This is a genomic window from Bradyrhizobium sp., from assembly GCF_016219575.1.
GTDB lineage: Bacteria > Pseudomonadota > Alphaproteobacteria > Rhizobiales > Xanthobacteraceae > Bradyrhizobium.
The window spans coordinates 276,893-296,399 of sequence record NZ_JACRMG010000009.1 but is presented as its reverse complement, the minus strand read 5'-3'; the positions used below and the strand labels follow the sequence as shown (position 1 = coordinate 296,399).

Below are 19,507 nucleotides of genomic sequence, written 5' to 3'. Positions count from 1 at the left end.
CGGTCAGCCGCCGACCTTGGTCGCAAGCCCCGCGGCCTTCCAGCCCAGAATGCCGCCTGCAAGATGCTTGTCGTAGGGAAGCCCGGCCGCCTGCGCCGCCAGCGACGCGGTCACCGAGCGCTTTCCCGAGCGGCAGGCAAACACCACCTGCCTTCCCTGGGGATCGGGGATCGCGGCGGGATCGAAGGTCGAGAGCGGGACGACCACGCCGCCGGGATAGGCCTCGGCTGCGACCTCGTTGGGCTCGCGCACGTCGACGAGGAGATAGCGCCCCTCCTCCATGCCTTTCGACACTTCCTGCGGTGTCAAGTCCTGCACCTGATTGGCCACGCCAAGTCCTCCCAAAATCCCGTCCGCGGGCGCGCCGGCCCGCCAATTCGGCGGCCAAAGTCGCCTCTTGCGGGCGGAAAATCAAGCGCCGCAAGCAGCTTGAACGCGGCCCTGAATCTAGATGGTCACCTGCGTTCCGACCTCGACCACACGGCCGGTGGGGATCTGGAAATAGTCGGTGGCGTCGTTGGAACTGCGGCTGAGCGCGATGAAAAGATGGTCCTGCCAGCGGGGCATGCCGGAATGGGCGGCCGGCTTCAATGCGCGGCGCGACAGGAAGAAGGAGGTCGACATGATGTCGAACTGCCAGCCGAGCTTGCGGGCGATCGCCAACGCCTTCGGCACATTCGGCGACTCCATGAAACCAAACCGGAGCGTGACCTTGGAGAAGGTCGCGCTGATCTCCTCGAGCCGCACCCGCTCGGAATCATCGATCCGCGGGGCCGGCGCGGTCTCGATGGTCAGAATGACGTTCTTCTCATGCAGCACCTTGTAGTGCTTCAGGCTGTGCATCAGCGCGGTCGGCGCGCTCTGGGGATCGCTGGTCAGGAATACGGCCGTGCCTGCGACGCGTTGCGGCGGCCGCTTCTCCAGCATGGCCACGAGGTCGGCCAGCGGAAATTCAAGCTTGCGCGATTTTTCGAACAACAACCGGCTGCCGCGCCGCCAGGTATACATCAACAGCATCACGACGCCGCCGAGCAGGAGCGGCACCCAGCCACCCTCGAACACCTTGAGCAGGTTCGCCGCAAGGAACGTGATATCGAGGAACAGGAACGGCGCGATCAACGCGCCGGCCGCGAGCGGCGACCACTTCCACACCTTCCAGATCACCACAAAGCCCATCATCGCTGTCACCACCATGGTGCCGGTGACAGAGATGCCGTAGGCCGAGGCGAGCGCACTGGACGAACGGAACAGCACCACCAGCAGCATCACCGCCAGGAAAAGCATCAGGTTGACCTTCGGAATGTAGATCTGGCCGGAATGCGCTTCCGAGGTGTGGCGGATCTCGAAACGCGGCAACAGGCCGAGCTGGATCGCCTGCCGGGTCAGCGAATAGGCACCGGTGATGACGGCCTGGCTCGCGATCACGGTGGCGATGGTGGCGAGCGCGACCATCGGGATCAGCGCCCATTCCGGAAACATCAGGAAGAACGGATTCTCGATCGCCTTCGGATTGGCTATCAGCAGCGCGCCCTGCCCGAAGTAATTCAACGCCAGCGACGGCAGCACGATGAAGAGCCAGGCGGTCTGGATAGGCTTCTTGCCGAAGTGACCGAGATCGGCATAAAGCGCCTCCGCACCGGTAACCGCGAGGAACACCGCTCCCAGCGTGATGAATCCGATCATGCCGTGATGAAGCATGAACGACACCGCATGGAACGGGTTGAGCGCTCCCAATACTTCCGGATGCTGGACAATCTGAGGCACTGCAGCGATCGCAAGCACGGCGAACCACAGGCACATGATCGGGCCAAACATGGAAGCGACACGCGCGGTACCGTGGGACTGCACGGCGAACAGCGCCATCAGGATGATGAGCGTCAGCGGCACCACGTAATGCTCGAACGCTTCGGTCACGAGCTTGATGCCTTCGATCGCCGACAGCACCGAGAGAGCCGGCGTGATGACGGCATCGCCGTAGAACAGCGCGCCCGAAATGATGCCGAGCAGGACGATGACGGCGGCATTGCCGCCGACCGCGCGCTGCGCCAGCGCCATCAGCGCCAGCGTGCCGCCCTCGCCGTTGTTGTCGGCACGCAGTAGGATCAGTACGTATTTCAGCGTGACGACGACGATCAGCGCCCACAGGATCAGCGACAGCACGCCGAGCACCGCCTGGGGATCGGCTGCGCCCGACGATCCCGTCGCCGCGACGACGGCTTCGCGCAGCGCATAGAGTGGGCTGGTACCGATGTCGCCATAGACGACGCCGATGCTGCCGATAAGGAGACCGGCGAAACTGGCTGTGGAATGGGCCTCGCCATGCCCGTTGGCCGCGGGCGTTTCCGCCGCGGTGACCGTCGTCTCGGATGTCATGGGAGGTGCGCCTCGATTGTTCACTGCACAATGAGCAGGGCCGCAGCCCTATACGCCCGCCCTCAGCGCATAGGTTAGGCCGGATTCAGGTTCCAGTTATGCAAAAACGCATATTTTTATACGGCATTTATACGCAAAATATGCAAGTCAAATCAGATCGTTACCTGGGTGCCCACTTCCACTACCCGACCGGTGGGGATCTGGAAATAGTCCGTGGCGTCGTTGGCCGACCGGCTCATCGCAATGAACAGATGATCCTGCCATTGCGGCATGCCCGACTGTGCGGATGGTTTCAGCGAACGGCGAGAGACGAAGAACGACGTCGCCATGATGTCGAACTGCCAACCGAGCTTTCGTGCGATCACCAGCGCCTTCGGCACGTTCGGCGATTCCATGAAGCCGAAGCGCAGCCGCACGGTGGCGAACTTGTCGCTGACCGCCTCCATCCTGACGCGTTCGGCGGGATCGACTCGCGGCGTCTGGGCGGTTTCGATGGTCAGGATCACATTGTGCTCGTGCAGCACCTTGTTGTGCTTGAGGTTGTGCAGCAGCGCGGTCGGCACAAAGGAAGGATCGCTGGTGAGGAACACCGCGGTGCCCTTGACGATATGCGGCGGCCGCTTCTCCAGGCTCTTGATGAGATCGGCGAGCGGCACCTCGATCCGGCGCGTCTTGGCAACGAGGATCGCAGCCCCCCGCCGCCAGGTCCAGATCATCAAGGCCATCACGGCGCCGAACAGCAGCGGCACCCAGGCGCCCTCGAGCAGCTTCAGCAGATTGGCGGAAAAGAAAGTGAGGTCGACGATGACGAACGGCACGATCAGCGCAGCCGCGACGGCGGCGCGGAAGTTCCACAATTTCCAGATCACCACGAAGCCCATGATGCCGTCGCACACCATGGTGGTGGAAACCGCGATGCCGTAGGCCGACGCAAGGCCGCTCGAGGTGCGGAACAACAGAACCAGCATCAGCACGCCGATCAGGAGCAACCGGTTGACGCGCGGCAGATAGATTTGCCCGGCGTGGGATTCGGAGGTGTACCGGACCTCGAAGCGCGGCAGGAGGCCGAGTTGCACGGCCTGCCGCACCAGCGAGAACGCACCTGTGATCACCGCCTGGCTCGCGATGACGGTCGCAGCGGTCGCCAGCGCCACCAGCGGCAGCAGCAGCATCTCCGGCACCATGCGATAGAACGAGTTTTCGATCGCGCCCGGATCGGACAGCACCAGCGCGCCCTGCCCGAAATAGTTGATCAGAAGCGCCGGCAGCACGAAGAACATCCAAGCCGACTGGATCGGCTTGCGGCCGAAATGGCCGAGGTCGGCATAGAGCGCCTCACCGCCGGTCACCGCTAGGAATACCGCGCCCAGCGTGACAAGGCCGATGGTCCCGTGCGTCAGCAGGAATTCGATGCCGTAGAGAGGATTGATCGCCGCGAGCACGGAAGGGTCGTCGCCGATGTGCACCAGTCCCGTCACCGTGAGCACCGCAAACCACACCACCATGACCGGGCCGAAGGCCGAGGCGACGCGCGCTGTGCCGCTCGACTGAAACGAGAACAGCACAACCAGGATGAGCACGGTCAGCGGCACCACGTAGTGCTCCAGCGCCGGCGCCGCGAGCTTGAGGCCTTCCACCGCCGACAGCACCGAGATCGCCGGCGTGATCATGGAATCGCCGATGAACATGGAAGCGCCGAGCACGCCGAGCGCCATCAGCACCCAGCTTCGGCGTCCCAGCGCACGCTGGCCGAGCGCCATCAGCGAAAGCGTGCCGCCCTCGCCGTTGTTGTCGGCGCGGAGCAGCAGCAGCACGTATTTGGCGGTTACGACGGTGAACAGCGCCCACAGGATCAGCGAGAGCACCCCGAGCACGATGGCGCGCGTCGCCGGCTGGCCGTGGCCTGCCGCACCGGCGACCGCCTCGCGGAAGGCGTAAAGGGGGGAAGTGCCGATGTCGCCGAAGACGACGCCGATGCTGCCGAGCGTCAGCCCCCAAAAGCCGGATGTGGTCTGTCCCTCATGGGCTTCGGTGGTGACGCTGGCGGTCATGACAGTTGGGAACGCTTGATCCGGTGTTTCGATCCGCTATCTCACCTGCCGACCATAGCACTGCCGGCTGCGCGGGGATGCGACATAAAGCGAACTTCGCTCCGCCGCGCAACTGGTACTATCGTAGCGTCTGGAAAACTACGGCTTGAGGTCCGGCGGCAACGGCGGATCTTCGCGCATCAGGGTGATCGTCACGCGACGGTTGGCGGGAAGCGTGGGATCGTCGGGAAACAGCGGCTGGGTATCGGCCTTGCCGGACACCGAGAAGACGTGCGAGGCCGGCAGGCCCTCGCGTTCGAGGATCTGGCGCACGGCATTGGCGCGATCGGCGGAGAGGTCGAACGCGCCGTAGTCGCTGCGCGCGGGCACGAAGCCGGCCGCGGTGTGGCCGACGATCGAGAGGCGCAGCGGCGTCGCCTTCAGCGGCCCGGCCAGCTTCTGGATCAGCCGGCGCGTGCGGTCGAACGGCACCTTGGAGCCATCGGGAAACATCGAGCGGCCGTCCTGGTCGACGATCTCCAGGTTGAGGCCCTGCTTTGTCTCCTCGAACATGATGTGCTTGGACATTTCCGTCAGTTCCGGCATGTCCTGCAGAGCCTGGCGGAGCGAGGCGGAAGCGAGCGCGAACTCGCGGTCGACCTTGAGCTTGGCCCCCTGGGTACGCTGGCGGGACTTCTCGTCCGGGGTCGGCGTATTGGACGATTCTTCCGGCGGAATGTGGTCGGTATTCTTCAGCTTCGGCCGCGTCGGCAGGCCGTCGGACTCGATGATGCCGGAATAGCGCGCGTCGGTCTGCACGCCGAACGCCTCGCGCATGGAGCCGGCGACAATCTTCAGCTTCTGCTGGTCCTGGCTGGAAAAGGCGACGAGCATCACGAAGAAGCTCATCAAAAGCCCCATCAGGTCGGCGAAGGTGACGAACCAGCCATGCCCTCCGCCATGTGCATCGCCGCGCTTCTTCTTGGCCATTGGCTGCTTTCCGGACCGCCCCTACCCGCCCGATCAGGCCGGCACCGGCTCGCCTTCCTCCTGGCGGTGCTTTTCCGGCAGATAGGCCAGCAGCATTTCCCGCACCAGCGCCGGGCTCTTGGAGTCGCGGATCATCAGGATGCCGTCGATGATCAGCGTGCGGTTGGTTTCCTCGTCCAGCAACTTGCCGTGCAGCTTGTCGGCGATCGGCAGACAGAACAGGTTCGCGACCAGCGCGCCGTACAGCGTGGCGAGCAGCGCGACCGCCATGAACGGGCCGAGCTTGGAGGGATCGGTCATGTTGGCGAACATCTGCACCATGCCGATCAGCGTGCCGATCATGCCGAAGGCCGGCGCGCAGTCGCCGATGGCGCGGTAGATCTTGCTGCCCTCGTCGAGATGCATCAGGAAATTGTCGCGGTCGCGCTCGAGATTATCGCGGATGAATTCCAGATCGTAGCCGTCGGCGACGTAGCGGATGCCCTTGGCGAGGAACGCCTCGTCGGTCTCGACCTTTTCCAGACCTACCGGCCCCTGCTTGCGGGCGATCTCGGCGATGCGGGCGAGTTCGTCGACGAGATCGCGGGCCGACAGCCGGCTCATGGTGAAGGCGAATTTGGCGCCCAGCGGCAAGCCGTGCAGGATCGAGCCGAGCGGGAAGCGGATCAGGGTGGCCGCGATCGATCCGCCGAAGATGATGATGACGGCGTGGATGTCGTAGAACATCCGGAAGTCACCGCCCATCAGGATCAGCACCGCAATGACAACAGCGCCCGAGATCAGGCCGATCGTTGTTGTGATATCCATTCCCGACTCCAACGCGTACGCGAACCCGCCGCCTGTCCTGGACGGCGGTGCGGCCCGAACGGAGCCGCACGGATCGACCCTATGGGTTCGCCATTAAAGACGCGTAAAGGTTAAGCGCTTTCGCCGTTGATCGGCCGCGCAATTGCCGAAACGGGGGCGGCGATCTCAACCATCTGCTAACCATAATTGCGGCCGACGTCGCCTACCCGAGCCCGGTCAGATTCAGACTCAGCTCCCTCAGCCTGGCGCGAGCCTGTGCGTCATAGGCCTGCGGATTGGCCCGCATTTCGTTCATGCCGTTGAAGAACAGGCCGCTCCTGCCCGCGACATCGTCACCGCTGACGAGATGCAGGATCGCATCGCCGCCCTGCTCCACCGTGGACATCGGCGCAATGCCGCCGGCGCGCACCATGGTGGTGTTCATGTAGGTCGCCGGATGCAGCGAATTGACGGTGACGCCGCTGCCGGCAAGCTCATCGGCCAGATCGATCGTGAACATGATCTGCGACAGCTTGCTTTGCGCATAGGCCCGCGAGCCGCTGTAATTCCTGGTGATCATGACGTCGTCGAAATCGATCGGATGCTGGCCGAGCGAAGCGACATTGACGATGCGCGACGGTACGCTCGCCTTCAGGCGAGGCAGCAAGAGATGCGCGAGCAGGAAGCCGGCGAGATAGTTCACGGCAAAGCGCAGCTCATGGCCGTCGCGGCTCACCTGCCGCTGCGGCCCCTCGTTCTGCGAACCGATGCCGGCATTGCTGACGAAGACGTCGAGCCGGTCGTGATCGGCCAGCACCTGCTCGGCGAGCTTGCGCGTTTCCGCCAGCGACGACAAATCGGCCTGATAGAAAACAGGCGCCGCGCCGCCGGCGCGCTTGATGCCGTCGATCACGGCGTTCGCGCGCGCGGCGTCGCGGCCGTGGATCAGGACCTTCGCACCCTCGCCTGCGAGCTTCGTCGCGACATAGCGGCCGACGCCGTCGGTCGAGCCGGTGATCAAGATGGTCTTGCCTTTCACGTCCATGGCGTTGCGCCCGTCATTGCGCGCCGATGCCGGCGCCGCGGATGATCGGCCACCACTTTTCGATCTCGGCCTTCTGGAACGCCGCCAACCCTTCGGGCGTCTGCTGCGCACGCGGGGCGACGTCGAGGCCGAGGTCGGAGAAGCGCTTTTGCAGCGCCGGGTCGCCGAGCGCATCCATCGTCGCGGCATTGAGCCTGGCGATCACATCCTTCGGCGTGCCCTTGGGCGCCCAGAAGCCGAACCAGCCGGACATATAGAGGCCCTTCACGCCGGACTCATCGGACGTCGGAATGTCCGCCATCGAGGCCGAGCGCTGCGGCGAAAGATTCGCCAGTGCCTTGATCTTGCCGGCGCGGATCTGCGGCAACGCCACCGCCCCCTGCACCACCAGGAGGTCCACGGTGCCGGCGACGAGATCGGTCATCGCCGGGCCCGCGCCGCGGTAGGGAATGAACTGCACCTTCTGGCCGGTCAGCTTCTCGAACAGGACGCCGGTGACATTGGCCGCAGCGTTCTGGTTGACGAAATTGATCTTGCCGGGGTTTTCCTTCATCCACGCCACGAGTTCGCGAAGATTCTGCGCCGGCAAATCCTTCTTGGCGACCATCAGCTGCGGGTTGTTGGAGACCAGCGCAATCGGCTCGAAATCCTTCTCCAGGTCGTAGTCGAGCTTGTAGATGATGCTGCCGACATGGGTGTCCCACTGGCCGATGTCGAAGGTGTAGCCGTCGGGCACGGAGCGGGCGAGACGGCCGACGCCGAGGCTGCCGCCGGCGCCGCCGACATTTTCGATCACGATGGGCTGGCCGAGCGACTCCCGCATCTTTTCCGCCATGATGCGCGCCGCGGAATCGGTCGAGCCGCCCGGCGGGAACGGCACGATCAAGGTGAGCGGCCGAGTGGGAAAGGTCTGCGCTTGTACAGTCGCAACTGCACAGACGACCATGAACAGCGCGGCGATTAACCTGCTCATCACTTCCTCCCCCGATGTGTGCGCGATTTTTCGCGCCTAGGGCATTTTCGGTTCTGATTGAATCAGAACCGAAGCTCTAGATTCATGATCTGACGCGTTTTCTTCACGCGAACCGGTATCCACTTCGCTTGAAAACGCTCTAATGTATCTCAGCGGAACGCTTCAGCGCCTCTTTCAGCTTCTCCAGCGAAAAATCCTTGGCTCGCGCGATCTCCAGGATCGGCGTCTCGCGCCGGCCGCAGAGCTCGCAGGCGTCAGGAATTTTTGCCGCGATGTCGGTCGGGATGACGATCGCGCCATGCTGATCGGCATGGATCAGGTCGTCGGATTTCACGGTCATGCCGGCCACGCGCACCTCGCCGCCGAAATTCTCCGCATGCACCCAGGCATGCGACGGGCCGATCGAGCCGGCCAGCGCCTGGAAACCCGGCGCCCATTGCGGGATATCGCGGATCGAGCCGTCGGTGATGACGCCGAGGCAGCCGAGCGCCTTGTGCACGTTGCTCTGCACCTCGCCCCAGAACGCGCCATAGCCGACGTCGGCACCGTCGATATCCTGGATCACAGTGATGCGCGGCCCAAAACCGGTGCCGACATATTCGTAATAGGCGATGCGGCGCCGGGCCTGCTCGTCCGCCGGCAGGCCGGACTTCAGCACCGAGCGGATGGTCACGGTGCGGGCATAGCCGACCATCGGCGGCAGGTCGGGGAACGGGCAAACCAGCGGTTTCGTCGTGTAACCGATCAGCCGCCGCTCCGGCGCCACGATCTCCATCGCGTTGCAGATGGTCGGCGTGTCGTAGCGGCCCAGCGCTTCAAGGACGGATGCGGGCAGCGGGGCGGACTGGGTCACGGCGTTTGTCTCCTGGTCTGGCCGGCGTTGGTCGCGGGCTCTTGCAGCCACGGTCATAGCCGAGATCGGGGATGAACCCAACTCGGCCGGCGCTCATGGCTGCTATTTGTGTCAGACCCTCATGGTGAGGAGCGCGGCACGCGCGTCTCGAACCATGAGGCCGCAACTGGGGCCTCATCCTTCGAGACGCGGCCAGGGGCCGCTCCTCAGGATGAGGGGAAATGTCACGCTCCTCTAATGCAATCGCTCCGGCCGGTCGTCGGGCGGGGTGTCGGATGCCGGTGCGGTGAAGGTCTGCGCAGACTCAGCGGTCGCCTCGGTTGCCGGCGCGGCCCCCGCTGCGGCAGCCGCGCGCTCGTGGTTCTTGTAGGACTTCCAGCCCAAGGGGAGGCTCGCCAGATACAGCACGGTGCCGATCGAGAGGATGTGCCAGGGATAGCCGATCAGAAGCGCGATGAAGAAGATCACCGACACGAAGACCGGCAGCACCATTTCCGGCGGCACGCGCATGCGCACGGTCTTGCCGGAGAACACCGGTAGCCGCGAGACCATCAGGAAGGCGATCAGCAGCGTGTAGGCCGCCGTCAGCGTGGCCGGCGGCTTGGCGACGCCGAGGAAGGCGAGATAGATCGGCAGCAGCGCCGTGACCGCGCCGGCGGGCGCCGGCACGCCCGTGAAATAATTGGCGGCATAGGCCGGCTTGTTGGGGTCGTCGATCGAGGCGTTGAAGCGCGCAAGCCGCAGGCCGCCGGAGATCGCAAACACCATCGCGGCGATCCAGCCGCCATTGCCGAGCTCCTGCAGCTGCCAGAAGTACAGGACCAGTCCGGGCACGACGCCGAAATTGACGAAGTCGGCAAGCGAGTCCAGCTCGGCGCCGAATTTCGACTGCCCCTTGATCATACGCGCGACGCGGCCGTCGATGCCGTCGAGCACGGCGGCGAACACGATTGCCGCGACCGCCCACTCCATCTTGCCTTCGATGGCAAGACGGATCGCGGTCAGGCCGGCGCAGATCGCCAGCAGCGTGATGACGTTCGGCACCAGCATGCGCACCGGGATCGGGCGAAAGCGGCGGCGGCGTCCTTCAGGGGTTTTGTAATCCAACGGCACCATACCTCTAATATAGCAAGCGCCCGGCCCCTCCGCCATTGGCCGGAGCCGCGGCAAAATCCACCATTACCAATGGTTAATTGGCGCGGAAGCCAAGCCCGTTGTCGCCGAGCCGGAAATCCGCCAGAACCGTCTCGCCCGCCACCGCGGTCTGGCCCACCGACACCAGCGGCTTGGTGCCGTCGGGCAGGTAGACGTCGAGCCGGGAGCCGAAGCGGATCAGGCCGAACCGCTCGCCGGCGCCGATCGCCTGCCCTTCCTTGGCAAAGCAGACGATGCGCCGCGCCACGAGTCCTGCGATCTGCACCACGCCGATGCGGCCCTGCGCCGTGCCGATCACCAGCGAATTCCGCTCATTGTCCTCGCTCGCCTTGTCGAGCTCGGCATTGATGAACACGCCGGGCCGGTAGACGATCTTCTCGATCCGTCCCGTTACAGGGGCGCGGTTCACATGGCAATTGAACACGCTCATGAAGACGGAGACGCGGGTCAGCGGCCGGTCGCCGAGCCCGAGCTCGGCCGGCGGCAGCACCTGCGTGATCATGGAGACGCGGCCGTCGGCCGGCGACACCACCACGCCCTCGCGCACCGGCGTCACCCGCACGGGATCGCGGAAGAACAGCGCGCACCAGACCGTCAACACCGTGCCGATCCAGCCCAGCGGCGTCCAGATCCAGAACAGGATCAGGCTCGCCAGCGCAAAGCCGCCGATGAACGGATAGCCCTCGGGGTGGATCGGCGGGATTTGCGCGCGGATGGAATTGCTGATGGACATTGTCACTCACTGAATTGGCCGCCCGGGCGCCAGGGCAGTCGGTACGCTTTCACTCCGCAGCGCTCGCCAGGGGATCCTCGATTGGCGGCGGCGTGCGGTTGGGCGCCTCGTTGTCGTCGTCGATCTGCGCGAGCTTTTCGCGCGCTTCCTGCGCCTCGCGCTGCCGGTTCCACATACTGGCATAAAGTCCGCCGGAAGCCAAAAGCTGCGCATGGGTTCCGCGCTCCGCAATCTTGCCCTGGTCGAGCACGATGATCTCGTCGGCGGCGACGATGGTCGAAAGCCGGTGCGCGATCACCAGCGAGGTGCGGTTCTGCGAGACGCGCTCCAGCGCGCCCTGGATTTCGTGCTCGGTGTGGCTGTCGAGCGCCGAGGTCGCCTCGTCCAGCACCAGGATGGGCGGCGCCTTCAGCACCGTGCGCGCAATTGCCACACGCTGCTTTTCGCCGCCGGACAGTTTCAGTCCGCGCTCGCCGACCTGCGTCTCGTAGCCCCTGGGCGAGGACTTGATGAAGGCGTCGATCTGCGCCAGCCGCGCTGCCTCCTCCACTTCGGCGTCGCTCGCGTCCCAGCGGCCGTAGCGGATGTTGTAGCGGATGGTGTCGTTGAACAGCACGGTGTCCTGCGGCACCATGCCGATCGCCGCGCGCAACGAATTCTGCGTGACGTTCTTGATGTCCTGCCCATCGATGAGGATCTTGCCGCCGGAGACGTCGTAGAGGCGGAACAGCAGCCGCGAGATGGTGGACTTGCCGGCGCCCGAGGGCCCGACGATCGCGACCGTCTTGCCGGCCGGGACTTCGAAGCTGAGGCCTTTCAGGATCGGCCGGTCGGCCTCATAGGCAAAGCGCACGTCCTCGAAGCGCACATTGCCCGACGTCACCACGAGCGGCGCAGCACCCGGCACGTCCTTGATCTCGGGATCGCGTTGCAGGACGTTGAACATCTTCTCGATGTCGATGATCGCCTGCTTGATCTCGCGATAGACCATGCCCATGAAGTTCAGGGGCACGTAGAGCTGGATCATCATGGCGTTGATCAGCACGAAATCGCCGACGGTGTGGGTGCCGTTGCGGATGCCGATCGCGCACATCACCATGGTGGCGGTGAGACCGGCGGTGAAGATCACGGCCTGACCGGCGTTGAGGACCGCGAGCGAGGTATAGGTGCGCGTGCTCGCCTCTTCGTAGCGCTCCATCGAGCGGTCGTAGCGCGCGGCCTCGCGCGCCTCCGCGCTGAAATACTTCACGGTCTCATAGTTGAGCAGCGAGTCGATCGCCTTGGTGTTCGCCTCGGTGTCGGAATCGTTCATCTTGCGGCGGATCTCGATCCGCCACTCGGTCGCGATATAGGTGTAGTACATGTAGATCGCGACCATGACCGCGGTCGCCAGCACATAGCGCCAGTCGAACTGCCAGAACAGCACGCCCAGCATCAGCGTCACCTCGACGATGGTCGGGATCAGCTGCAGGATCACCATGCGCACGATCACCTCGATGCCGGAACGGCCACGCTCCAGCACGCGCGTCAGGCCGCCGGTCTTGCGCTCCAGATGAAAGCGCAGCGACAGCTGGTGCATGTGGACGAAGGTGATGTAGGCGAGCTTGCGCACGGCATGCATGGCGACGCGGGCGAACAGTCCGTCGCGCCATTGCGTCAAGAGCGCCATCAGGACGCGGATGCCGCCATAGCCGAGCGTCATCAGCAGCGGCGAGGCGATCAGCCACAGCATCCAGTTCGAGGCTTCGACCGGTGCGGTGTTGGCGCCGGTCAGCGCGTCGATCGCCCATTTGAAGGTGAAGGGCACCGTCAGCGTTGCGAGCTTGGCGATGAGCAGCAGCACCATCGACCAGGCCACGCGCATCTTCAGGTCGGCGCGGTCGCTCGGCCAGATGTAGGGCCACAGGTGCACCAGCGTCCCGGCCAGCGTCGCCTTCTCGGGCGAGGTGGCAGCGGCTTCGGTCGCCGGCGCGTGGGCTTGCGAATGCGGGTGGGCCATCAATCAGCCTTGAAGGTCTCGGGCCGCATGGTTCGAGACGCGCCGCAAGCGGCGCTCCTGACCATGAGGGTCTGAAATCTCGCCGCGAGACGAGCCCTCATCCTGAGGAGCCGCGCTTGCGCGGCGTCTCGAAGGATTTGCTGCAAGGAGGCTTTCACCATTCCTCCCAGGCGATAGCCCTGCCCCGATCCACGGGTGTCGTTCATCTCGTTGCATCGTGCCCGTCATATAAAGGCTTTGTGCGCGCCGTACAGCCTTTTGCAGGTAATTCTTTCGCGATTCCGGGGATTTGCAGGGAAATTCTCAGGGATCAACGAATCCGATAAGCTTGATAATCCTACGCTGCAGTGCCACATGGCCCTTATGAACCAAATCAAGACTGTTTGTGTCTATTGCGGCTCCGGCCCGGGCACGAACCCCCGCTTCGTCGAGACCGCGCAAGCGCTCGGCAAAATCTTCGCAGAAAACAACATCCGTCTGGTCTATGGCGGCGGCTCGGTCGGCCTGATGGGGGCGATCGCGAGATCCGCGCTCGATCATGGCGGCGCGGTGACCGGCATCATCCCCGACTTCCTGCGCGCGCGCGAGAACGCCCTGACCAGGGTACAGGAGATGATCGTCACGCCCGACATGCACGAGCGTAAGCGGCTGATGTTCGAGCGCGCGGACGCCTTCGTGGCGCTGCCCGGCGGCGTCGGCACGCTGGAGGAGCTGGTGGAGATGATGACCTGGCAGCAGCTCGGCCGTCACGCCAAGCCGATCCTGCTCGCCAATATCGACGGCTTCTGGGAGCCGCTGCTGTCGCTTCTCGCCCACATGCGCAGCGCGCAATTCATCCGCCCCAATCTCGAGGTTGACGTGCTGAAGGCCGAGCGCGTTGAGGACATCTTGCCCCGCCTGCGCGCCGCCGCGGCGCGGATTCCGGAAGAAGCAAAGGCCATGGCGCCGGAAGTGGCGCGGCGGATGTAGCGAGCCGTGGCCGTAGGGCGGATTAGCCGACCCCGTCCGCGATCGTTCAACGAGCGAAACTGGAAGGCGTAATCCGCCGCCATTATCGACGAGCCAATGGCGGATTACGCTTTCGCTAATCCGCCCTACGTTTTCCCGACGATAGGCATGTGTTCTCGTTCTCGCGGCGCGTTTTCGCCCGAGGCCTGCCATCTCGTCGGCCCCCTCTTGTGAAGAGGGCCCAGGGAAGGCCGGGCGCCGACTGCGCCCGCAGTCCCGTGTGCGAAGAGTGCTACAGAAAGTGCACACGGGTTGAACTACAGGTACAGCCGGGACAGCCCGGCCTTCCCCGCGCAATGGCTTTACGGCTTACTTCGTGCTCTCCCCGGGGAACGGCCTCTTTTGCCCCCGTTGCCCCGCCAGCACAGGCCGGCGAGGATAGACGCCAGGGTCGCGGCGCCAGGACCACACGACTTCGCCGTACGCAGCGCTCCTTCGTCCGGCGGCGGACCCCGACCCCTTTCGGGACCGGGCCGTTACGCTTGGGATTGCCGCGTCCATCGCATCCTCAGCCCAACGTATCGTGACGATCGCGAAACGCCCCTCAGTGGGCCGGGACGGGTCAATCCATACCGTAAATCCGAATTCCGGTAAAGCGAAATATTTTCAATTTTAGGACTTGACACGATTCCGTCATTCGGAAGTGATTTACCCGTCGAGTTGAATTTGCAACACCTGTCGTCCCTGCGTTCGCAGGGACGACAGCGGAGACTGTCCGCCCCTACTGCGGAAACGTCACGGCTTCGATGCGGTTGCCGTCGGGGTCGATGACGAAGGCCGCGTAATATTTGACGCGGTCGTGCGGGCGGATGCCGGGCGGGCCGTCGCAGCGGCCGCCGCTGGCGAGTGCTGCGGCATGGAAGGCATCGACATCGGCAGTCGATCTGGCGCGCAGCGCAATGTGCACGCCACTGCCCTCCTCCGCACCGGCCATGCCGGCACGCAGGTTGATCCAGAACTCGGAGTAGGCCTTGCCGAAGCCGATCGTGGCCGGCCGCGTGACGAGGCGGGTAAGGCCGAGCGGCGCCAGCACGGCTTCGTAGAAGCGTGCGGCGCGGTCGAGGTCACGGACGGCGACGGAGATGTGGTCGATCATGCACGACTACCTTCGTCGCTATTGAGCGCGCAAGACATCCTACCCTCGTCATGCCCGGGCTTGTCCCGGGCATCCACGTTCTTCTTCCTCGCTGCGCCAAAGGCGTGGATGGCCGGGACGAGCCCGGCCATGACGATGGATGGGTCGCTCGCCCTCTCACGCCGGCGCGCCCGACTTCACCAGCTTGTAGACTACCGAATCCATCAGCGCCTGGAACGAGGCGTCGATGATGTTGGGGGAGACGCCGACGGTGGTCCAGCTGTCGCCGTTCTCGTCCTCGCTCTCGATCAGCACGCGCGTGACCGCCTCGGTGCCGCCATTGAGGATACGCACGCGGTAGTCGATCAGCTTCAGGCCCTCGATGTACTTCTGGTACTTGCCGAGATCCTTGCGGAGCGCGACGTCGAGCGCGTTGACGGGGCCGTTGCCTTCGGCGGCCGAGATCAGCCGCTCGCCGGCGACGTCGACCTTCACCACGGCCATCGCCACGGTGACGCGCTCGCCGACGGCATTGTAGCGCTGCTCGACATTGACGTCGAACTGCTCGACCTTGAAATATTCGGGAACGCGGCCGAGCACGCGGCGAGCCAGCAGCTCGAACGAGGCGTCGGCAGATTCGTAGGCGTAGCCCGCCGCCTCCTTCTCCTTCATCTCCTCGACGAGGCGCGTCAGCTTCGGATCGTTCTTCTCGAAGGGGATGCCGGCGCGCTCGAGCTCGGCGATGACGTTGGAGCGGCCGGCCTGGTCGGACACCAGCACCTTGCGGTGATTGCCGACGGTTTCCGGCGCGACATGCTCGTAGGTCTGCGGATCCTTCAGCACGGCGGAGGCATGGATGCCGGTCTTGGTGACGAAGGCGCTCTCGCCGACATAGGGCGCGTGGCGGTTCGGCGCGCGGTTGAGCATGTCGTCCAGCGTGCGCGACACTTTCATCAGGCCGCCCATCTGCGCAGGAGTGACGCCGATCTCGAAGGCGTCGGCAAACTCCTGCTTCAGCCGCAGCGTCGGGATCAGCGAGCAGAGATTGGCATTGCCGCAGCGCTCGCCAAGGCCGTTGAGCGTGCCCTGGATCTGCCGCGCGCCGGCACGCACCGCGGCCAGCGAATTCGCCACCGCCTGCTCGGTGTCGTTATGGGCGTGGATGCCGACATGGCTGCCGGGGATGTGCTTCGTCACCGCCGTGACGATGCTCTCGACCTCGTGGGGCATGGTACCGCCATTGGTGTCGCACAGCACCACCCAGCGCGCGCCGGAATCATAGGCCGCTTTCGCACAGGCCAGCGCAAAGTCGGCATTCTCCTTGTAGCCGTCGAAGAAATGCTCGCAATCGACCATCACCTCGCGTCCGGCGGCCTTAGCCGCGCTGACGCTGTCGCGGATGGAAGCGAGGTTTTCCTCGTTGGTGGTCTCCAGCGCCACCCGTACCTGATAGGCCGAGGCTTTTGCGACAAAGCAGATCGCATCCGCCTTGGCCTCGATCAGCGCGGCCAGGCCGGGATCGTTGGACGCCGAGCGGCCGGGGCGGCGCGTCATGCCGAAGGCGGTGAAGCGCGCCTGCTTGAGCTTCGGCTTGGCGGCAAAGAATTCGCTGTCGGTGGGGTTGGCGCCGGGATAGCCGCCCTCAACATAATCGATGCCGAGCTCGTCCAGCATTTGCGCGATGATCTGCTTGTCATGCAGCGTGAAGTCGACGCCATTGGTCTGCGCGCCGTCGCGCAGCGTCGTGTCGAAGAGATAGAGGCGTTCGCGGCTCATTGTGGAGCTCCGGCGGAAGGCTTGAGTTCCTTCTGCATCGTGGTGTTGGCGAGCCATTCGCCCTCACGGGGAACGGAATTGCGCTGTTTGGCGACGTAGCCGCGCTTCCTGAAGAAATCGAAGGCGGTGTCGCTGGCGTCGACCGACAGCGCCCTGGCGCCGCGGGCGCCCGCGAGTTTTTCCAGGGCATCGATCAGCATGGCGCCGACGCCCTGCCCGGCGACGCTGGGATGCACATAAACCATGTCGATATGGTCGGTGCCCCTGAGCGAGGCAAAGCCGACCGGGGAGTTCTGCATGGTCGCAATCAGCGTCAGCTCGCCCGCGAGCTTCTTGCCGAAGGCGTCCTCATCCTCGGCGGCCGCCGCCCACGCTTCCTGCTGCGCCTCGCTGTAATCGTCGCCGGTCAGTTCCTGGATCGCGGCCACGAAGATTTGCGCCAGCATCGGCGCATCCGATGCGAGGTACGGCCGCAACGCAGGCGTGGGCAGCGACTGACCCATGGCCTAGAACACCCCGAGCAGCTTCAGGACAAGAAGCGCGGCGGCGACGATGACAGCCCATTTGATAAAGATGTAATAGCGCCAGTGCTTTGGAAAAGGTGTATCGGGTTTTGTCATCAGGCCATCTCCCATGTCGTGACGGGCTTGCCGTCGGCGTCCTTGCCGTCCTTCAGCACGACGCCCATGGCGGCGAGCTCATCGCGGATGCGATCGGATTCCCTGAAATCCTTGCGGGCGCGCGCGGCGGCGCGGTCGGAGATCAGGCTCTCCACCCGCGCGGGATCGATGCCGCTCGCCTGCTGCCTGCGGCCCTTCCATTCCGCCGCCGTCTGCGACAGGAAGCCGAGCATGCGTAGCGTCGCGGCGAAATCGGCGCGGGTCTTTTCGCCGGCGTTGGCTTCATGGCGCAGCGCGTGCAGCGCCGCCAGCATCTGCGCGGTGTTGAGATCGTCGGAAAGCGCTTCCACCGCGGCAGGCGCAGGCTCCCCGCCCCTGGCATCGGCTGCCACGGCGTACCAATCGTCCAGCGTCTTCGCGCTCTCTTCGGCGCTCTTCAGGGTCCAGTCGAGCGGCGAACGGTAATGCGTCTTTAGCATGGTCAGGCGCAGCACCTCGCCCGGCCAATCGGCCAGCAAATCGCGAATAGTGAAGAAGTTGCCGACTGACTTCGACATCTTCTCGCTCTCGACCTGCAGGAAGCCGTTGTGCATCCAGAAATTCGCCATGCGATCGGCATGGAAGGCGCAGCAGGTCTGCGCCAGCTCGTTCTCGTGGTGCGGGAATACGAGGTCGATGCCGCCGCCATGGATGTCGAAGCGTTCGCCGAGATGTTTCCACGCCATCGCGGAGCACTCGATGTGCCAGCCGGGACGGCCGGGCACGGCAATGCCTGCCGGCGACGGCCAGGACGGCTCGCCGGGTTTTGACGGCTTCCACAGCACGAAGTCGGTGACGTCGCGCTTGTAGGGCGCAACATCAACGCGAGCACCGGCGATCATCTCGTCGAGCGAGCGCTTTGCCAGCGCACCGTAGCGAGGCATGACCTCATTCGCGGCATTCATCGCCTGCGGCGAGAACAGCACGTGGTCTTCCGCGACGTAGGCGAAGCCGCCGGCAACGAGCTTCTCGATGATCGCGCGCATCTCAGGAATGTGTTCCGTGGCGCGCGGCTGCACCGTCGGCGGCAAGCAGCCGAGCGCGGTGACGTCGTCCTGGTACTGCTGGTAGGTTTCCTCGGTGACCTTGCGGATCGCCTCGTTCAGCGGCAGGCCGGGATAGTCGCGCGCCGCGCGCGCGTTGATCTTGTCGTCAACGTCGGTGATGTTGCGGACATAGGTGACGTGTTGCGCGCCAAAATGATGGCGCAGCACGCGGAACAGGAGATCGAACACGATCGCGGCGCGGCCGTTGCCGATATGCGCAAAGTCGTAGACCGTCGGTCCGCAGGCATACATGCGGACGTTATTGGCATCGAGCGGCACGAAGGGCCGCTTTTCCCGGGTCAACGTATCGTAGAAGCGCAATTGCATGGGACTCCGTCCGGTGGCGGCCGGGCGTCCAACAATCTCGTTCGAGAGAAAAGACGGCCTCAGCCAGCGAATCGCTAGCTAATAATCTCGCGGCAAATGCTGCAGATTTCGAGGTGGCCGTTCATGCGGCTACCATTGGGCCGCCAAAGCCGCCGCGTCAAGGGCAAACGGCCGCTTTTTGGCCGCTTTTCGCCGCCAAACGGCGCCTCCGCGCCGGATGCCCCATGGTTAATCATTCTTAACCAATGGGGGATATCTGACGCTTGGGCTCCTCATTCGATCGGTGCAGCATGCGATCCCTTTTCCTGGCCGGCGCATTCACCCTCGCCGCCTCCGCGGCGTTTGCCGACACCCGCGTGTTCATCATCGCAAACCAGGCTGACGGCTATGGCGTCGACCAGTGCCTGGCCAAGGGCGAGAAATGCGGCGCGCATGCCGCGCGCGCCTATTGCCAGCAGCGGGATTTTGCCCAGGCCGTCTCCTACCGCCGTGTCGATCCCGACGAGATCACGGGCGCCGTTCCCAGGAATGTGACCGACCGCTGCGGCCATTCCGGATGCAATGAATACGTCGCCATCACCTGCGAGCGCTGAAAACCACGCGTTTTCGCCGGTAATTGACCGTGACCGCCACAGGCCTGCCGCCAAAACGACGTGACGCTGCCCACGGAAGCGGCTAG

At 64.5% G+C, this 19,507-nt stretch carries 17 protein-coding genes; 2 read left to right on the top strand and 15 right to left on the bottom strand.

Going from position 1 to position 19,507, the window contains the following annotated elements; genetic code table 11:
• Nucleotides 1-3 precede the first annotated feature (3 nt).
• The 11 genes from HZB49_RS06430 to HZB49_RS06380 all read right to left on the bottom strand — a co-directional run bounded on the left by HZB49_RS06430 (nucleotide 4) and on the right by HZB49_RS06380 (nucleotide 12,937).
• The gene (locus tag HZB49_RS06430; protein ID WP_291609672.1) at nucleotides 4-330 is read right to left on the bottom strand and encodes a rhodanese-like domain-containing protein; all 327 of its coding nucleotides are present in this window, start codon (nucleotides 328-330) and stop codon (nucleotides 4-6) included.
• Nucleotides 331-447: 117 nt separating this feature from the next.
• A complete protein-coding gene (locus HZB49_RS06425; protein ID WP_291609671.1) occupies nucleotides 448-2,373 on the bottom strand; it encodes a potassium transporter Kup in 1,926 nt (641 codons plus the stop codon).
• 152 nt (nucleotides 2,374-2,525) lie between these two features.
• On the bottom strand, nucleotides 2,526-4,424 hold the full coding sequence (locus tag HZB49_RS06420; protein ID WP_291609670.1) for a potassium transporter Kup: 1,899 nt from the start codon (nucleotides 4,422-4,424) through the stop codon (nucleotides 2,526-2,528).
• Between the two features lie 138 nt (nucleotides 4,425-4,562).
• On the bottom strand, nucleotides 4,563-5,393 hold the full coding sequence (locus HZB49_RS06415) for a flagellar motor protein MotB (RefSeq protein ID WP_291609669.1): 831 nt from the start codon (nucleotides 5,391-5,393) through the stop codon (nucleotides 4,563-4,565).
• A 33-nt stretch (nucleotides 5,394-5,426) separates the two neighbouring features.
• On the bottom strand, nucleotides 5,427-6,200 hold the full coding sequence (locus HZB49_RS06410) for a MotA/TolQ/ExbB proton channel family protein (RefSeq protein ID WP_291609668.1): 774 nt from the start codon (nucleotides 6,198-6,200) through the stop codon (nucleotides 5,427-5,429).
• Nucleotides 6,201-6,402: 202 nt separating this feature from the next.
• Nucleotides 6,403-7,224, bottom strand: coding sequence for an SDR family NAD(P)-dependent oxidoreductase (locus HZB49_RS06405; RefSeq protein ID WP_291609667.1), 822 nt, complete (start codon nucleotides 7,222-7,224; stop codon nucleotides 6,403-6,405).
• Nucleotides 7,225-7,237: 13 nt separating this feature from the next.
• On the bottom strand, nucleotides 7,238-8,197 hold the full coding sequence (locus HZB49_RS06400) for a tripartite tricarboxylate transporter substrate-binding protein (protein ID WP_291609666.1): 960 nt from the start codon (nucleotides 8,195-8,197) through the stop codon (nucleotides 7,238-7,240).
• 139 nt (nucleotides 8,198-8,336) lie between these two features.
• On the bottom strand, nucleotides 8,337-9,050 hold the full coding sequence (locus tag HZB49_RS06395; protein ID WP_291609665.1) for an RraA family protein: 714 nt from the start codon (nucleotides 9,048-9,050) through the stop codon (nucleotides 8,337-8,339).
• A 234-nt stretch (nucleotides 9,051-9,284) separates the two neighbouring features.
• Nucleotides 9,285-10,166, bottom strand: a complete 882-nt coding sequence (locus HZB49_RS06390; protein WP_291609664.1) for a phosphatidylcholine/phosphatidylserine synthase — start codon at nucleotides 10,164-10,166, stop codon at nucleotides 9,285-9,287.
• Nucleotides 10,167-10,239: 73 nt separating this feature from the next.
• The gene (locus HZB49_RS06385; protein ID WP_291609663.1) at nucleotides 10,240-10,938 is read right to left on the bottom strand and encodes a phosphatidylserine decarboxylase; all 699 of its coding nucleotides are present in this window, start codon (nucleotides 10,936-10,938) and stop codon (nucleotides 10,240-10,242) included.
• 49 nt (nucleotides 10,939-10,987) lie between these two features.
• Complete coding sequence (locus HZB49_RS06380; RefSeq protein ID WP_291609662.1) at nucleotides 10,988-12,937, bottom strand: ABC transporter ATP-binding protein/permease; 1,950 nt, start codon at nucleotides 12,935-12,937, stop codon at nucleotides 10,988-10,990.
• Nucleotides 12,938-13,300: 363 nt separating this feature from the next.
• Between HZB49_RS06380 and HZB49_RS06375 the strand changes: the two genes are divergently transcribed.
• The gene (locus tag HZB49_RS06375; protein ID WP_291611111.1) at nucleotides 13,301-13,906 is read left to right on the top strand and encodes a TIGR00730 family Rossman fold protein; all 606 of its coding nucleotides are present in this window, start codon (nucleotides 13,301-13,303) and stop codon (nucleotides 13,904-13,906) included.
• A gap of 760 nt (nucleotides 13,907-14,666) precedes the next feature.
• On the opposite strand, the gene HZB49_RS06370 is transcribed toward HZB49_RS06375, so the two are convergent.
• The 4 genes from HZB49_RS06370 to cysS form a co-directional block, all read right to left on the bottom strand.
• Nucleotides 14,667-15,041: a VOC family protein gene (locus HZB49_RS06370; RefSeq protein WP_291609661.1), complete on the bottom strand. Its 375-nt coding sequence runs from the start codon at nucleotides 15,039-15,041 to the stop codon at nucleotides 14,667-14,669.
• A gap of 156 nt (nucleotides 15,042-15,197) precedes the next feature.
• A complete protein-coding gene (gene cimA, locus HZB49_RS06365) occupies nucleotides 15,198-16,796 on the bottom strand; it encodes a citramalate synthase (RefSeq protein WP_291609660.1) in 1,599 nt (532 codons plus the stop codon).
• The gene (locus HZB49_RS06360) at nucleotides 16,793-17,299 is read right to left on the bottom strand and encodes a GNAT family N-acetyltransferase (RefSeq protein WP_291609659.1); all 507 of its coding nucleotides are present in this window, start codon (nucleotides 17,297-17,299) and stop codon (nucleotides 16,793-16,795) included. The genes cimA and HZB49_RS06360 overlap by 4 nt, the downstream gene beginning before the upstream one ends.
• A 116-nt stretch (nucleotides 17,300-17,415) precedes the next feature.
• Nucleotides 17,416-18,828: a cysteine--tRNA ligase gene (gene cysS / locus HZB49_RS06355; RefSeq protein WP_291609658.1), complete on the bottom strand. Its 1,413-nt coding sequence runs from the start codon at nucleotides 18,826-18,828 to the stop codon at nucleotides 17,416-17,418.
• Between the two features lie 290 nt (nucleotides 18,829-19,118).
• Between cysS and HZB49_RS06350 the strand changes: the two genes are divergently transcribed.
• Nucleotides 19,119-19,421, top strand: a complete 303-nt coding sequence (locus HZB49_RS06350) for a hypothetical protein (protein WP_291609657.1) — start codon at nucleotides 19,119-19,121, stop codon at nucleotides 19,419-19,421.
• The last annotated feature ends 86 nt before the right edge of the window (nucleotides 19,422-19,507 follow it).

Excerpts from the sequence above, each read along its gene's own strand:
- HZB49_RS06350 (WP_291609657.1), top strand. The coding sequence starts at position 19,119 with ATGCGATCCCTTTTCCTGGCCGGCGCATTCACCCTCGCCGCCTCCGCG.
- cysS (WP_291609658.1), bottom strand. The coding sequence starts at position 18,828 with ATGCAATTGCGCTTCTACGATACGTTGACCCGGGAAAAGCGGCCCTTC.
- HZB49_RS06370 (WP_291609661.1), bottom strand. The coding sequence starts at position 15,041 with ATGATCGACCACATCTCCGTCGCCGTCCGTGACCTCGACCGCGCCGCA.
- HZB49_RS06390 (WP_291609664.1), bottom strand. The coding sequence starts at position 10,166 with ATGGTGCCGTTGGATTACAAAACCCCTGAAGGACGCCGCCGCCGCTTT.
- HZB49_RS06415 (WP_291609669.1), bottom strand. The coding sequence starts at position 5,393 with ATGGCCAAGAAGAAGCGCGGCGATGCACATGGCGGAGGGCATGGCTGG.
- HZB49_RS06400 (WP_291609666.1), bottom strand. The coding sequence starts at position 8,197 with ATGAGCAGGTTAATCGCCGCGCTGTTCATGGTCGTCTGTGCAGTTGCG.
- cimA (WP_291609660.1), bottom strand. The coding sequence starts at position 16,796 with ATGAGCCGCGAACGCCTCTATCTCTTCGACACGACGCTGCGCGACGGC.
- HZB49_RS06405 (WP_291609667.1), bottom strand. The coding sequence starts at position 7,224 with ATGGACGTGAAAGGCAAGACCATCTTGATCACCGGCTCGACCGACGGC.
- HZB49_RS06385 (WP_291609663.1), bottom strand. The coding sequence starts at position 10,938 with ATGTCCATCAGCAATTCCATCCGCGCGCAAATCCCGCCGATCCACCCC.
- HZB49_RS06360 (WP_291609659.1), bottom strand. The coding sequence starts at position 17,299 with ATGGGTCAGTCGCTGCCCACGCCTGCGTTGCGGCCGTACCTCGCATCG.
- HZB49_RS06410 (WP_291609668.1), bottom strand. The coding sequence starts at position 6,200 with ATGGATATCACAACAACGATCGGCCTGATCTCGGGCGCTGTTGTCATT.
- HZB49_RS06425 (WP_291609671.1), bottom strand. The coding sequence starts at position 2,373 with ATGACATCCGAGACGACGGTCACCGCGGCGGAAACGCCCGCGGCCAAC.
- HZB49_RS06380 (WP_291609662.1), bottom strand. The coding sequence starts at position 12,937 with ATGGCCCACCCGCATTCGCAAGCCCACGCGCCGGCGACCGAAGCCGCT.
- HZB49_RS06420 (WP_291609670.1), bottom strand. The coding sequence starts at position 4,424 with ATGACCGCCAGCGTCACCACCGAAGCCCATGAGGGACAGACCACATCC.
- HZB49_RS06375 (WP_291611111.1), top strand. The coding sequence starts at position 13,301 with ATGAACCAAATCAAGACTGTTTGTGTCTATTGCGGCTCCGGCCCGGGC.